13 protein-coding genes and 1 pseudogene are annotated in these 13,224 nt (G+C 62.4%); 3 read left to right on the top strand and 11 right to left on the bottom strand.

Annotated features, from left to right (window positions below):
• Positions 1 to 31: 31 nt before the first annotated feature.
• Positions 32 to 547, bottom strand: a complete 516-nt coding sequence (gene fabA, locus EOB49_RS14090) for a 3-hydroxyacyl-[acyl-carrier-protein] dehydratase FabA (protein ID WP_013527885.1) — start codon at positions 545 to 547, stop codon at positions 32 to 34.
• 242 nt (positions 548 to 789) lie between these two features.
• On the opposite strand from fabA, the gene irrA reads away from it, so the two are divergent.
• Together irrA and EOB49_RS14080 are read left to right on the top strand one after the other, a co-directional pair.
• Positions 790 to 1,221 carry an iron response transcriptional regulator IrrA gene (gene irrA, locus EOB49_RS14085; RefSeq protein WP_024503471.1) on the top strand — a complete coding sequence of 144 codons (432 nt, stop codon included), beginning with the start codon at positions 790 to 792 and terminating at the stop codon, positions 1,219 to 1,221.
• A 19-nt stretch (positions 1,222 to 1,240) separates the two neighbouring features.
• Positions 1,241 to 1,405 (top strand): annotated as a pseudogene (locus tag EOB49_RS14080) (DUF4260 family protein); the annotation flags it as partial.
• A gap of 67 nt (positions 1,406 to 1,472) precedes the next feature.
• Here the strand turns inward: EOB49_RS14080 and EOB49_RS14075 are convergent.
• The gene (locus tag EOB49_RS14075) at positions 1,473 to 2,033 is read right to left on the bottom strand and encodes an SH3 domain-containing protein (protein ID WP_127267923.1); all 561 of its coding nucleotides are present in this window, start codon (positions 2,031 to 2,033) and stop codon (positions 1,473 to 1,475) included.
• 219 nt (positions 2,034 to 2,252) lie between these two features.
• Between EOB49_RS14075 and EOB49_RS14070 the strand changes: the two genes are divergently transcribed.
• Positions 2,253 to 3,254, top strand: coding sequence for a D-glycerate dehydrogenase (locus EOB49_RS14070; RefSeq protein ID WP_023811391.1), 1,002 nt, complete (start codon positions 2,253 to 2,255; stop codon positions 3,252 to 3,254).
• Between the two features lie 33 nt (positions 3,255 to 3,287).
• Here EOB49_RS14070 and EOB49_RS14065 read toward each other — a convergent pair whose 3' ends face one another.
• From EOB49_RS14065 to EOB49_RS14025, 9 genes are all read right to left on the bottom strand, one after another.
• Positions 3,288 to 3,776, bottom strand: coding sequence for a GNAT family N-acetyltransferase (locus tag EOB49_RS14065; protein WP_127381310.1), 489 nt, complete (start codon positions 3,774 to 3,776; stop codon positions 3,288 to 3,290).
• 4 nt (positions 3,777 to 3,780) lie between these two features.
• Positions 3,781 to 4,536 (bottom strand): molybdopterin-synthase adenylyltransferase MoeB, encoded by a 756-nt coding sequence (locus EOB49_RS14060; RefSeq protein ID WP_127381309.1) that lies wholly within the window; start codon positions 4,534 to 4,536, stop codon positions 3,781 to 3,783.
• Positions 4,537 to 4,567: 31 nt separating this feature from the next.
• Entirely contained in the window at positions 4,568 to 5,713 is a 1,146-nt protein-coding gene (gene recF, locus EOB49_RS14055) for a DNA replication/repair protein RecF (protein WP_127381308.1), read from the bottom strand.
• Positions 5,714 to 5,918: 205 nt separating this feature from the next.
• A complete protein-coding gene (gene dnaN / locus EOB49_RS14050; protein ID WP_023811387.1) occupies positions 5,919 to 7,037 on the bottom strand; it encodes a DNA polymerase III subunit beta in 1,119 nt (372 codons plus the stop codon).
• Between the two features lie 304 nt (positions 7,038 to 7,341).
• Positions 7,342 to 8,817, bottom strand: coding sequence for a chromosomal replication initiator protein DnaA (dnaA, locus tag EOB49_RS14045; RefSeq protein ID WP_245463546.1), 1,476 nt, complete (start codon positions 8,815 to 8,817; stop codon positions 7,342 to 7,344).
• Positions 8,818 to 9,742: 925 nt separating this feature from the next.
• Positions 9,743 to 10,009 (bottom strand): 30S ribosomal protein S20, encoded by a 267-nt coding sequence (rpsT, locus tag EOB49_RS14040; protein WP_013533694.1) that lies wholly within the window; start codon positions 10,007 to 10,009, stop codon positions 9,743 to 9,745.
• Between the two features lie 182 nt (positions 10,010 to 10,191).
• Positions 10,192 to 10,965, bottom strand: coding sequence for an enoyl-CoA hydratase (locus EOB49_RS14035; RefSeq protein ID WP_127381307.1), 774 nt, complete (start codon positions 10,963 to 10,965; stop codon positions 10,192 to 10,194).
• A 132-nt stretch (positions 10,966 to 11,097) separates the two neighbouring features.
• Positions 11,098 to 11,988 (bottom strand): bifunctional DNA-formamidopyrimidine glycosylase/DNA-(apurinic or apyrimidinic site) lyase, encoded by an 891-nt coding sequence (gene mutM / locus EOB49_RS14030; protein ID WP_127381306.1) that lies wholly within the window; start codon positions 11,986 to 11,988, stop codon positions 11,098 to 11,100.
• Complete coding sequence (locus EOB49_RS14025; RefSeq protein ID WP_127381305.1) at positions 11,981 to 13,222, bottom strand: phosphopentomutase; 1,242 nt, start codon at positions 13,220 to 13,222, stop codon at positions 11,981 to 11,983. Before EOB49_RS14025 ends, mutM begins: the two co-directional genes overlap by 8 nt.
• Between the last annotated feature and the right edge of the window lie 2 nt (positions 13,223 to 13,224).

Below are 13,224 nucleotides of genomic sequence, written 5' to 3'. Positions count from 1 at the left end.
TGCTGGCCAGAGAGCTGGCCAGGGATGCCGGTCAGCCAACCGCCGACTGCTTGGACAGACCGACTTTCAAATCCGTTGCCGCGTATATGGGTTCGCCATCCGCCTTCAGCCAGCCATCGGCGATGCCGAGCACCAGCCGGCCCCGCATCACGCGCTTGAAGTCGATGCCATATTCGACCTTCTTCACCGAGGGCGTGACCATGCCCTTGAATTTCACTTCACCGGTCGACAGCGCCATCCCCTTGCCGGGTTCGCCCAGCCAGCCAAGATAGAAGCCCGTCAATTGCCACATGGCGTCGAGGCCGAGGCACCCCGGCATGATCGGATTGCCGATGAAATGGCAGGCAAAGAACCACAGGTCCGGCTTGATGTCGAACTCCGCGCGGATGAAACCCTTCTCGAAGGCGCCGCCCGTCTCGCTGATCTCGGTGATGCGGTCGAACATCAGCATCGGCGGATAGGGGAGCTGGGCGTTGCCCGGTCCGAATAGTTCGCCGCGGGCGCAGGCCAGCAATTCGTCGTACTCGTAGCTGGATTTACCCGCCATCAATCTCATCCCCATATCGTTCCGGGCTATCGGGTGCCCTTGTCGTTGGTTTCCTAACACAATCTGTTTCAGGCCGGAAACCGGCGTTTGCGCTTAGCCTGCTCGTCTGCCTGGGTCAATGCGCGCTATTGATCGCATTCGGACGACAGAATATATGTCCTGAGAGGTCCGGTTTCGGCAGATGTTCATTTTTTGCCATTCTGGGCGTGTCTTGGGGCGGAACTGTGGGGTTCGACGAGAAGATGGACCTGGACGGCCGGAAGGAAAATGTCGCTGTGGACAAGCGGGTCCGTGAAGCTGGCCTGAGGCCGACGCGTCAGCGCATTGCGCTGGCCGATCTGCTTTTCGCCAAGGGCGACCGGCATCTGTCGGCCGAGGAACTGCACGAGGAGGCGGTTGCCGCCGGCGTGCCGGTGTCGCTGGCCACCGTCTACAATGCCCTTCACCAGTTTACCCAGGCGGGACTTTTGCGCATCCTCGCCGTGGAGGGCGCGAAAACCTATTTCGACACCAACACCTCCGACCACCACCATTTCTACATCGAAGGCGAAAACCGCATATTCGACATCGACAGTGGTCCGGTGACGGTCGCCAACCTGCCGGAGCCGCCGGAAGGGATGGAGATCGCCAATGTCGATATCGTGGTGAGGCTGCGCCCCAAACGCCGCGAATGACCGGCGAGGCCCCCTTACCGTGCCCGTGCTGTTGCTGCTCGGCGGGCACATGTGGGGCAATGCGGCCGCGATGGCGGTTGCGCTGATCTGGATCGCGCACATCGCCATCGACCGTGCGCTGGCCTATGGCCTGAAGCTGCCAACCGGCTTTCAGGACACCCATCTCGGCCGTATCGGGCGCTAGGCTGACCTGAATTTCAACACACCCAACCGGGCCGTGAAGGATCGGGGATAAGATTCTGGGTCAAGAATCAGTCCTTGACCCGTTCGCCGGGATAGGCGCCCCAGACGATCGACTGGGCAAGCCAGCCTGTGTGGCCATCGAATGTCATTTCGCACCACTGGCCGTCGCAGGATTTGATCGTGCCCATGACGCCCGGCTCGACCATCGCGACCACCCTTGCGTCCTTGTTGGGGCTGTTGAGAAGGTTGATCTGGGCACCCTTGCCGCGCTGCCACGGAGCAACGATTGCCGTGCGCCGGCCGGACAGCAGCGACTGGTTGATCCAGCCTTCCGAACCATCGGCATCGCGCACGCGGCGCCATGTGTCGAATTCCTGGATGATCTCCATCGGCAGGCCGGCCTTCATATACATCCAGTCGACCGAGTAGTTGGCCCCGGGACCGACGCGCGAGTTGACGCGGCCGGATTTCAGGCTGACGAAGCGCGGCAGCGGCAGGCCACTCGGACCAAGCGTGACGACGCCCTGGGCAGGTGCAGCGGCACTCTGCGCCACGGCAAGCGGAGAATAAAGCAGAGCGCCGAGAAATGCTGCGCTGAGGGTCAGGCGAAGCGACGCGAAACCAGACACTTTCATTCCTTTCGGCGCTTGCCCATCGGCCTCGGCGCCCCTTTTTCTTTGTCTTCGGCGGCACCGCTTGTTACAGGGAGTAATCGGCACCGCGACCGGCTTTCAGTTTCGCCGGTCTTGGTTAAAGAGGTCTCAACGAGATCGGGTTAGAAGCAATTCCAGCAAAAGTGTGATGCGGTTTTGCGTTCGGAATTGCGGCAAGTACTCGGGAGGGAAACAATGGCAGGCAAAAAGAAGCCTCTCGTCGTCATCACGCGAAAGCTGCCCGACCCGGTCGAGACCCGCATGCGCGAGTTGTTCGACGCAAGGCTGAATGTCGAGGACCGGCCGATGACGCAGCCGGAACTGGTCGCCGCAGTCAAGGAGGCCGACGTGCTGGTGCCGACGGTAACCGACCAGATCGACGCCGCACTGATCGCCCAGGCCGGCGACAACCTCAAGCTGATCGCCAACTTCGGCAATGGCGTCGACAAGATCGATGTCGCGGCCGCGGCCAAGAGGGGCATCACCGTCACCAACACGCCGAATGTCCTGACCGAGGACACCGCCGACATGACCATGGCGCTGATGCTGGCGGTGCCGCGGCGGCTGGCGGAAGGCGCCAATGTGCTCACCGGTGACAAGAAATGGGCCGGCTGGTCTCCGACCTGGATGCTGGGCCGGCGCATCTGGGGCAAGCGGCTCGGCATTGTCGGCATGGGGCGAATCGGCACCGCCGTCGCCAGACGGGCCAAGGCCTTCGGCCTGTCGATCCACTACCACAACCGCCACCGCGTGCTGCCGGCCGTGGAGGACGGGCTGGAGGCGACGTATTGGGAAAGCCTCGACCAGATGCTGGCCCGCATGGATATCATCTCGGTCAACTGTCCCTCGACGCCGGCAACCTTCCATCTGCTTTCAGCGCGGCGGCTGGCGCTGCTGCAGCCCACCGCCTATGTCGTCAACACCGCGCGCGGCGACATCATCGACGAGGAAGCGCTGGTCAAGCTGATTCAGGACGGCAAGATCGCCGGGGCCGGCCTCGACGTCTACGAGCATGAGCCGGCTTTGAACAGCAAGCTGCTGAAGCTCGCCGCCAAGAACAAGGTCGTGCTTTTGCCGCATATGGGCTCGGCGACGCTCGAGGGCCGCATCGATATGGGCGAGAAGGTCATCATCAATATCCGTGCCTTCGTCGACGGCCACCGCCCGCCAGATCGGGTGCTGCCGCTCAGGACCTGACGCTGTCGCGGCCCACAAACCGTAAGATAAACCTTACGAGATAGCTTTGCGCATGGTGATCGAGGTCGGCCTGGCATAGCCCTCATGCGCCGTCCGTTCAGTTTCGCGAAAGCCGAGGCGAGCAAAGGCCTCATGATTCCCGGTCAGCTCGATCCGCGTCTGAAGCGCGACGGCGGCCTTGCCGCGGCTACGGGCAAGGTCTTCGACTGCCTGCATCAGCCGCCGGCCAATGCCTTGTCCCTGGCGGTCCGGCGCGACCGCGAACTTGCCGACATAAAGGTCCGCCGCCCTCTCAAGGGCAAAGACGCAGCCGACGATCCTGTCGCCCTGCACCGCCACGAAGCCGGTCTCCAGCCGCGCCTTGTCGCTCAGGGTGTCGGCGGTCAGATGGTGGGCCGAGGAGGGCGGGTCGACAACGCCGTCCATCGAAGCGAAAGCGCGCATGATCAATGCGAGCACATCGTCCCAACGGTCGGAATCGGTCGGGATCCGCGTGATGGAGACAGCTTCGATCCGGTCCAAGAATTCAGCTTCTCTTGTAGCGGATGGTGTCGAAGCGCGCTGCCAGCCCGTCATAGAGCAGCAGCCGGCCGACCAGCGGTTCGCCGACGCCGGTGATCAGCTTGATCGCCTCCATGGCCTGCAGCGTGCCGACGACGCCGGTCAGCGCGCCAAGCACGCCGGCTTCGGCACAGGACGGCACCAGGCCCGGCGGTGGCGCCTCGGGAAACAGATCACGATAGCTTGGGTTGGGCTTGCCGTCCTTGGCGTCTTCGAATGGCTTCAGCACCGTCACCGAACCATCGAAGCGTCCGACGGCGGCATGCACCAACGGCTTGCCTTCGCTCGCGCAGGCATCGGCCACGGCATAGCGCGTTTCGAAATTGTCGGAACCGTCGACGACGATGTCATAGCGGGCGACGAGGGCGGGCGCATTGTCTTTGGTCAGCCGGAACGTATGCGGTTCGACTGTGGTGTTGGGATTGATGCGAGCGATTGCCGCCTTGGCGCTATCGGTCTTCAGCAGGCCGACAGTGTCGGTACCGTGAATGACCTGGCGCTGCAGGTTGGACAGCGAAACGGTGTCGTCATCGATCACGCCGAGTGTGCCGACGCCGGCGGCGGCAAGATATTCAAGCACCGGCGCGCCCAGTCCGCCAGCGCCGATGACCAGCACCCGGGCTTGTTTCAGCCTTTGCTGGCCGGCGCCGCCGATCTCCGGCAGCACGATGTGGCGGGCATAGCGTTCGATCTCGTCTGCGGTCAGGGCGGCAGTGGTCATTGCCTGATCATACAGGGACGGAAAAACCTTGTCAGGGGTCTTCGGTTGGCCCAACCGTCCCATGGTCGACAGTCAGGAATTGCGCGCGCCCCTGGAGACTGGAAAACAGCGCAGCATCGGTTCCTGTCATGAACGCCTGGCAGTTCAGTTCCTCCAGGATGGAGAACAGCGCCGCGCGCCGCCCGCTGTCGAGATGCGCGGCGATCTCGTCGAGCAACAGGATCGGCGTCATGCCCGACATTTCGCCGGTCAGCCTTGCATGCGACAGCACGATGCCGACCAGCAGTGCCTTCTGCTCGCCGGTCGAGCAGAGTTCGGCCGGCATCGCCTTGGGGCGGTGTCGAACCACCAGATCCGAACGGTGTGGGCCGTCGAGCGTGCGCCCGGCGGCGCGATCGCGCTCACGGCCCTCGGCAAGCGTCCGACGGAAGCGTTCCTCGACATCGACCGCCGGCGCGGCGGCGATTTCGGCTTCCAGATCGCCCGAAAGGCCGATATCGGCCCGCGGAAATGGTCCCGTGTCGGGCAGCCTGTCGATCATGTTGGCGAGCAGGCGCACCATTTCGGCCCGCGCCGCGGCTATCGCCACGCCGGTTTCGGCCATCTGCGTCTCGATAGCGTCGAACCAGCGGTCGTCCCGGGAGTTTTCGGTAAGCAGCCGGTTACGACCGCGCATCGCCTTCTCGTAGTCGATCGCACGTTGCCCGTGCCCGGGATCGATCGCCAGCACGAGCCGATCGAGAAATCGCCGGCGATCCGCGGCCGGCCCGGTGAACAACGCGTCCATGGCTGGCGTCAGCCACACCACGCGCAGCCATTCCAGCATGTCCTCGGCCGAGCGCGCCGACGCTCCGTTGATGCGCACCCGCCTGCCGCCTTCGCCGGCGGTGTCGCCGCCGGAAATGCCTGTTCCGATCTCGACCTGGCCGTCAGGTCCGTCGAGCCGGGCATGCAATGCAAAGCCGCCGTCGCCGCCCTCGCGTGCGACATCCACGTAAGGGGCGCGGCGCAAACCACGCCCCGGTGTCAAAAGGGAGATTGCTTCGAGGAGATTGGTCTTGCCGGCGCCGTTGTCGCCGGAAAAAACCACGGCACCTGGCGCCAGATCGATCGTCAGCGCCGCGTAGTTTCGGAAATTGGTAAGTGTAAGCTTACTTATGTGGTTCTGTGCCGGCAACCGCTATCCGCCTATAGAGCGTTCCATCGTTTCACGGAAACGCAAAACCAATCTATCTCTTTGTTTTAACGCAATTCCCAAGGGAAAGCGCTATGCGCCTTTCCCGGGAAAACCGCTTCACACTTTTCCTGGAATTGCTCTAGAAGTTGCCGTAAATATCGCGCTTGCCGGTCCACAACAGGACCGAAGTGCTGACACCGCGCCGCTACACCCGCATCGGCATCAGCACATAGAGTGCGGTCTCGTCGGCCATGTCGTGGATCAACGTCGGCGAGCCGGCGTCGGCCAGCATGAACTTGGCTTCCGTGCCGGTCAGTTGCGCGGCAACGTCGAGCAGGTACTTCGCGTTGAAGCCGATCTCGATCGGATCGGATGAATAGTCGGCGGACAGCTCTTCGGTGGCGCTGCCTGAATCGGGATTGTTGACCGCAAGCGTCACCTGACCCTCGCTGATCGAGAGCTTCACCGCGCGGCCGCGTTCGGAAGAGATGGTCGAGACGCGGTCGACAGCGGCGGCAAAACTCTGGCGGTCGATGATCAGCTTCTTGTCGTTGCCGGTCGGAATGACCCGCTGATAGTCGGGGAAGGTGCCGTCGATCAGCTTCGAGGTCAAAACCACGCTGCCGATCGTGAAGCGGATCTTGGTGTCCGACAGTTCGGTGGTGACCGCGACATCCGGATCGTCGACGAGCTTCTGCAGCTCGCTCACCGTCTTGCGCGGAATGATGATGCCCGGCATGCCTTCGGAACCCGCTGGCGCATCGATCTCGGCGCGCGCCAGGCGGTGGCCGTCGGTCGCTACCGAGCGCAGCTTCAACTTGCCGCCGACCTCATGCGTGTGCAGATAGATGCCGTTCAGGTAATAACGCGTCTCCTCGGTGGAGATGGCGAATTGGGTCTTCTCGATCAGGCCTTTCAGGGCAACCGAGTCGAGACGGAAGATATGCGAGAACGATCCGGCCGAGAGCTCCGGGAAGTCGGATTGCGGCAGGCACTGAAGGCGGAAGCTCGAGCGGCCAGACGTCACCGTCATGGCGTTGCCGTCCTCGTCCGTCTTCAGCATCACCTCGGCGCCATCGGCAAGCTTGCGCACGATGTCGTAGAGCAGATGTGCCGGGACTGTCGTCGCCCCGCCGCGCTCCACCTTGGCGGGTGTCGCTTCGGTCACCTCGAGGTCGAGATCGGTCGCCTTCATTTCAAGGCTGGCGCCTTCGGCGCTGAGCAGCACGTTGGACAGGATCGGTATAGTGTTTCGCCGCTCGACCACGCGATGGACGTGGTTGAGCGACTTCAGGAGATTGGACCGTTCCAGGATAACACGCATGACGAAACAGGCTCGCTTGAATGAATGACGGGTCACCAGTGAGCGGCGTCCCGCGAAAGGTCTGAACAGGCTCAGAATCTGCGTAAACTGACAGGAAAAAACCAGCAAACGCAAGCCCGCGCCACCGGTTCAGGCCGGCTACGCGGGCTTTCTGGGGATAACGCGCCCGAAGTCCGCGAGCCAGTGTCGTAAAACCGAAATCCAGATCGCTTCCAGGCGGCGCCACGAGCCCGATCCAGGCCCAGCGCCGCACTGGCAAGCCATTGAATTCCGGTATTGTTCCGGCTCAGCCATCCCCGGAGGATCAGGCCTGGTCGTTGATCAACCGCCTCAGAAGCTCAAGTTCCTGCGCCAGCGTGTTGTCGTTGCCGGAAAGGTCCTCGATTTTGCGCACGGCATGCAGCACCGTGGTGTGATCGCGGCCGCCGAAACGCCGTCCGATCTCGGGTAGCGAGCGCGGCGTCATCACCTTCGACAGGTACATGGCGACCTGCCGCGGCTTGACGATGGTGCGCGTGCGCCGGTTGGACAGCAATTCGGTCTTCGACACATTGTAGTGACGCGCCACGATGCGCTGGATGTCCTCGATACGGACACGCTTCGGCTCGCCGGTGCGATAGATGTGGCCGAGGATTTCGTCGATCCGGTCGATGGTGATCTGCGGCTCGAAGGATTGACGGAACAAAAGCTGATTGAAGGCGCCTTCCAGCTCGCGTCCGCTGCCGGTCACGGTGCGGGCGACGTGATTGAGGATCTCCTCCGAAATGTCGAGCGATGCGTCGTCGCCCCTGGCCGTGGCAAGGCGCAATTTGAGCATGCCGAGGCGCATGGCAAAATCGGGCGCCGACATTTCAAGCGCGACACCGCCATTGAGGCGCGAACGGACCCGCGGTTCGAGCGATTCCAGTTCCGATGGCGGCCGGTCGGCGGCGACGACGACCTGCTTGGCGCTGTCGAGCAGCATGTTGATGAGGTGGCAGAATTCATGCTGGATCGACTTGCCCTGCAGAAACTGCATGTCGTCGATGATGAGCAGGTCGATGTCGCGCAGCTGTTCCTTGAGCGTCAGCGCGTTGTTGTCGCGGATCGCGGTGGCAAAGCGCCACATGAAATACTCGGCCGTGAGATAGACGACGCGCGACTTGGGGTTCTGTTTCAGCGATTCCGCAGCGATGGCCTGCAGCAAATGTGTCTTGCCGAGCCCGACGGTTGCGTGAAGGAAAAGCGGATTGAAGCGCACTGCGCTCGATTGCGATTCCGCTACCGCCTTGGCGGCGGCGAAGGCCACCCGGTTCGACGGTCCCTCGATGAAGGAGCCGAACGTGTAACGCGGATCGAGCGGCGACCCCAGCACGTTGTGGCGAAATTCGCTCTCGATCGGTGTGCCCGGACGCGGAGCCGGTGCGCGCTCCACCCGGCTGGGGCTGACTGTGCCGGCGGCAAGTGCCGTCTGCGTCTGCCGTGTCATCTTGCTGCGTGCTGGCGTTACCTCTGGCTCGGCCTGGCTGCGTCCCTGACGAGTTGCCGTGCGCACGACGATGTCGATCTTGAGGAGATCGGCATCCTCCTGCTTCCACAGCTCTGAAATGAGGTCGAGATAGTGGCCGTTGATCCATGAACGCAGGAAGGCGGTAGGCACGGAGATGCGGACGATGCCCTTGGAAGCCTCGGCGACCTTCATGCGGCCAAACCAGCTCGAATAGACTTCGGTTCCCAGGCGCGCCTTCAACTGGGTCTTGACCCGGTCGAATTTCTGTTCCGCGTCGCTGGACACCGCCATGTCGTTTGCTCCGATCAAAGTTCCAGGAAATGGGAGGTCGCCCGTAAGTTCCCTTTCAATGCCGCTCTGCATGATCTTTTCCTTGTCCTTCCGTACCTGTTTTCCACCGGGGATGCGCCTCCTGCATCCGGTTCCGGCGACCTAAGTCTTTGTTACGCTGTCCGCTACCGCCGCCGGCAGATGAACGTCGCCCATTATCCGCGGGAACCGGTGCCGGCCCATGGAAGCCAGTCCGCGTTGGGTATGTCAGGGCAATACAACACCGTCCGGCGAAAAGAGCGCCGGCGCGCCGTCTACCTGCCATGTCTAGTTACGCCAGTCCCCTACCGTATCGAAAAAGACAAACCAAAACCGTCCGCGGACTTGATCCGCGTTGCAAATCCCGCCAATTTAAGCTGGCCGATTCAGGCTTGGGTTAAGAGCCAGAGCCCGTCCCTTTCGATAGATCGACACTACCGAAATCGCTGTGGATAGGGCAAGGCCACGTCTAACGGATTTTTAAGGAATCTGGTTAGTGGAGGCGGGTTCGAGTGGCGTGCCGCGACGGCACATTTTAACAAAGCCATTGTGATTCAAACCCTTTTCCGGCGAATATGAAAAACCGGGCGCTGACAGAAATATTCTGAAATAATTCGCTTGACAGCGACTTCTCCACGATCGGGCCGGTCCGGTGTGGACAAGCTGTGGATCACCATCTGTAAGTCACTGAAAGATATAAGCTATTTCTGACAGTTAAGAATCTTTAGGTCGGCCGTTTCAAGCATGCCGATCACCAGCAGGCATGCATATGCCGGCAAACTATTCCTAATTGTGAAATGCCGCATAAGACGGCGTTTCCGGACATTCTTTTTAAGTGCTTGCCGGCAAACGAAAAAACCCGGCACAAACGGCCGGGTTCGAAGAACGTCAGTCTAGGCAAGTAATGTCAGGCCGACAGTACCTTGACCCGCTGAGCCAGTCGCGACACCTTGCGGGACGCCGTGTTCTTGTGGATCACGCCCTTGGTCGCGGCACGCATCAATTCCGGCTCCGCGATCTTGAAGGCAGCCTGTGCGGCAGCCTTGTCACCGGAGGCAAGCGCCTCTTCGACCTGGCGGATATAGGTGCGGACGCGCGAGCGGCGGTTCTTGTTGATCGCTGCGCGGCGGACGATCTTGCGCGTTGCCTTTTTGGCCGAGGATGTATTGGCCATGATGCCTCTCTTCTGATCTGGTCGGCGCATGCGGGATGCCGCAGGGCGCAAAAAACAAACGGGCAGCCACGGGGCCGCCTCGGTTGGTGCGGCTTATAGTTCAGCTTTTCCGGCGCGTCAACGCTGCCCGGCCTTCTTTTTGGCGGCCAGCAGCCATCTTCTTCGCAGCCAAGGGATTGGCGTCAGCGGTTGGTGAAATTCGGCTTCCGCTTCTCGGCAAAGGCCGCCATGCCTTCCTTCTGATCGTCCAGTGCAAACAGCGAGTGAAACAGCCGGCGCTCGAACCGCAATCCCTCGGCAAGAGTCGTCTCGAAGGCGCGGTTGACAGCCTCCTTCGCCATCATCACCGATGGTAGCGAGAAAGCGGCGATCTTGGCTGCGGCTTTCAGCGCCTCCTCGACAAGCTCGCCGGCAGGCACGACCCGCGACACCAGGCCAGAACGCTCGGCCTCGGCGGCATCCATCATCCGCCCGGTCAGGCACATGTCCATCGCTTTCGACTTGCCGACGAAGCGGGTCAGCCTTTGTGACCCGCCCATGCCTGGAATGACGCCGAGGGTGATCTCGGGCTGGCCGAATTTGGCCGTGTCGGCGGCGATAATGAAATCGCACATCATCGCCAACTCGCAGCCGCCGCCGAGTGCATAGCCCGCCACCGCCGCGATAATAGGCTTTCGCGCCCGCGTCAGTTCCTCCCAGCCGACGAAGAAGTCTTGGGCGTAGGCGTCCGCGTAGGAGATGGACTGCATCTCCTTGATATCGGCGCCGGCGGCGAAAGCCTTTTCGGAACCGGTGATGACCATGGCGCCGACACCGGGATCGGCGCTGAACCCGTTCACGGCCGCCACCACCTCGGTCAGAATCTGCGAATTCAGCGCGTTGAGCGCCTGCGGCCTGTTCAGCGTGATCAGCCCGACCTTGCCGCGCGTCTCGGTGATGATCGTCTCATAGGCCATGGCTGCTTCTCCTTGCTCACGCTCGTCTAGAGCGGTTCATCGTTTCACGGAACGCAGAACCGCTCCATCTCCTTGTCTCGACGCAATTCTCGACGCAAAACCGTTTCACACTTTTCCTGGAATTGCTCCAACTTACCGCTGACATGTCCGGCAATAAAAGGTCGATCGGCCGCTCTGCACGACACGTTCGATGTGGCCGCCGCAGCCGGGTTTGGAACAGGCCTCCCCCTCGCGGTCGTAGACGGCGAAGGCGTGCTGGAAATAGCCCAGCGACCCATCGGTCTGCATATAGTCCCGCAGTGAGGAGCCGCCGGCTGCGATCGCATCCGATATCACCGAACGAATGGCTTGCGCGAGGTGTTCGCTTTGGGCCTGGGCTTTCTTTCCGGGCCTGGCGATCGTGCCCGCCTCGCGCAGCGGCGACAGGCCGGCACGCCACAACGCCTCCGACACATAGATGTTGCCGAGCCCGGCGATCAGCCTCTGGTCGAGAAGCGCTGCCTTCAGCGGTGATCGCCGCCCCTTCATCAATGAGGCGAGCAGCGCACCGTCCAATGTGTTGCCGGTTGGCTCGACGCCAAGTCCAGCCAGCATCGGATGAACGTCCGGCAGCCCTTCCGCAAACAGCATGAAGCCGAAGCGGCGCGGATCATTGAAGATCACGCGGGACCGGGCACCGGCCGGAGACACGACATGGAAGACGACGTGGTCGTGATTGGAGCTCTTCGAGCGGTCGTGCCGGAAAATGCCGGGCATGTCGCTGCCATCGGCCGTCTCGATGCGGAATGAGCCCGACATGCCGAGATGGCAGATCAGCACGGGCCCGCCTTCCAGGTCCATCGTCAGATACTTGGCCCGGCGGCCGAGTGCCGTGATCGTCTTGCCGGTCAGCCGCTGCGCGAATTTCTCGGGAAATGGAAAGCGCAGATCCGGTCGGCGCGCCTCGACGCGGGCGATGGTGGCGCCTTCCAGAACCGGCTGCAGTCCGCGCCGGACGGTTTCGACCTCCGGCAATTCAGGCATGACCGCCGATCGCCGTATAGAAAGAAGTGCCGTAGCGGCCGGGCGCCATCCCGAGATGCTCGGCCACGGTCTCGCCAATGTCGGCGAATGTCGTTCTCAGTCCGATGTCGCCGCCCTTGAGACCCGGTCCAGTGCCGATCACCGGAATGCGCTCGCGCGTGTGATCGGTCCCGCCCCAGGTCGGGTCGTTGCCGTGGTCGGCCGTCAGGATGAGGAGATCGCCCTGCCGCAGCCTCGCAAATGCCTCCGGCAGCCGCAGGTCGAAGGCCTCGAGCGCGGCAGCATAGCCTGCGACATCGCGGCGGTGACCGAATTCGGTGTCGAAGTCGACGAAATTGGCGAAGACGAGGTCACCGTCGCCGGCATCATCAATCGCACCCAGCGCCTCGTCGAACATCGCCATGTTGCCTGCCGCCTTGCGCACTTGCGAAATTCCGCGATGGGCGAAGATGTCGCCGATCTTGCCGACGGCGATGACACGGCTGCCACGCGCTGTCAGCCGGTCGAGCAGGGTCGGTTCCGGCGGGGGCACGGCGTAATCATGACGGTTGTATGTCCGCTCGAAAGTGACGGTGGTTTCGCCGACGAACGGCCGCGCGATCACCCGTCCGATCCTCAGCGGGTCAACCAGCCTGCGCACCACCTGGCAGAATTCATAAAGCCGGTCGAGGCCGAAATGGACTTCATGCGCGGCGATTTGCAGGACCGAGTCGACCGATGTGTAGCAGATCGGCTTGCCGGTCCGGGTGTGCTCCTCACCGAAGCGCTCGATGATCTCGGTGCCCGGCGCATGGCAATTGCCAAGAATGCCCGGCACCTTGCCTTCGCGGATGATCGCCTCGGTCAGTTCGGCCGGAAAGGCGGGAATCGTATCCGGGAAATAGCCCCAGTCGAGGCGCACCGGCAGGCCGGCGATTTCCCAATGGCCGGATGGCGTATCCTTGCCGCTCGAAACCTCCTGTGCGGCGCCGTGAAAGGCAGTTGGGAGCAGATCCGCCCCGCTGTTGGCAAACCCCAGTCCCGTCGCGGTTTCGGCGGCCTTGCCAAGCCCGAGCGACGCCATGTGAGGGACAAACAGCGGTCCGCTGCGAAGCCCTTCGCGATCCGCGCGGCCCTCCGCACAGGCTTCTGCGATGTGCGCGAATGTGTTGGCGCCCGCGTCACCGTAGCGGTCGGCGTCGGCCGCTCCACCGATGCCGAAGGAGTCCAGAACGAAGAGGAAAGCGCGCGCCATCG

The sequence above is a fragment of the Mesorhizobium sp. M7A.F.Ca.MR.148.00.0.0 genome (assembly GCF_003997735.1).
Classification (GTDB): domain Bacteria; phylum Pseudomonadota; class Alphaproteobacteria; order Rhizobiales; family Rhizobiaceae; genus Mesorhizobium.
Note: the sequence above shows the minus strand (reverse complement) of the source record. Positions and strands in the feature narration are given on the sequence as shown.

Coding starts and splice junctions, on each gene's coding strand:
- fabA (WP_013527885.1), bottom strand. CDS start 547: ATGGCGGGTAAATCCAGCTACGAGTACGACGAATTGCTGGCCTGCGCC.
- irrA (WP_024503471.1), top strand. CDS start 790: ATGGACCTGGACGGCCGGAAGGAAAATGTCGCTGTGGACAAGCGGGTC.
- EOB49_RS14070 (WP_023811391.1), top strand. CDS start 2,253: ATGGCAGGCAAAAAGAAGCCTCTCGTCGTCATCACGCGAAAGCTGCCC.
- EOB49_RS14060 (WP_127381309.1), bottom strand. CDS start 4,536: ATGACCACTGCCGCCCTGACCGCAGACGAGATCGAACGCTATGCCCGC.
- dnaN (WP_023811387.1), bottom strand. CDS start 7,037: ATGCGTGTTATCCTGGAACGGTCCAATCTCCTGAAGTCGCTCAACCAC.
- dnaA (WP_245463546.1), bottom strand. CDS start 8,817: ATGGCGGTGTCCAGCGACGCGGAACAGAAATTCGACCGGGTCAAGACC.
- rpsT (WP_013533694.1), bottom strand. CDS start 10,009: ATGGCCAATACATCCTCGGCCAAAAAGGCAACGCGCAAGATCGTCCGC.
- EOB49_RS14035 (WP_127381307.1), bottom strand. CDS start 10,965: ATGGCCTATGAGACGATCATCACCGAGACGCGCGGCAAGGTCGGGCTG.
- mutM (WP_127381306.1), bottom strand. CDS start 11,988: ATGCCTGAATTGCCGGAGGTCGAAACCGTCCGGCGCGGACTGCAGCCG.
- EOB49_RS14025 (WP_127381305.1), bottom strand. CDS start 13,222: ATGGCGCGCGCTTTCCTCTTCGTTCTGGACTCCTTCGGCATCGGTGGA.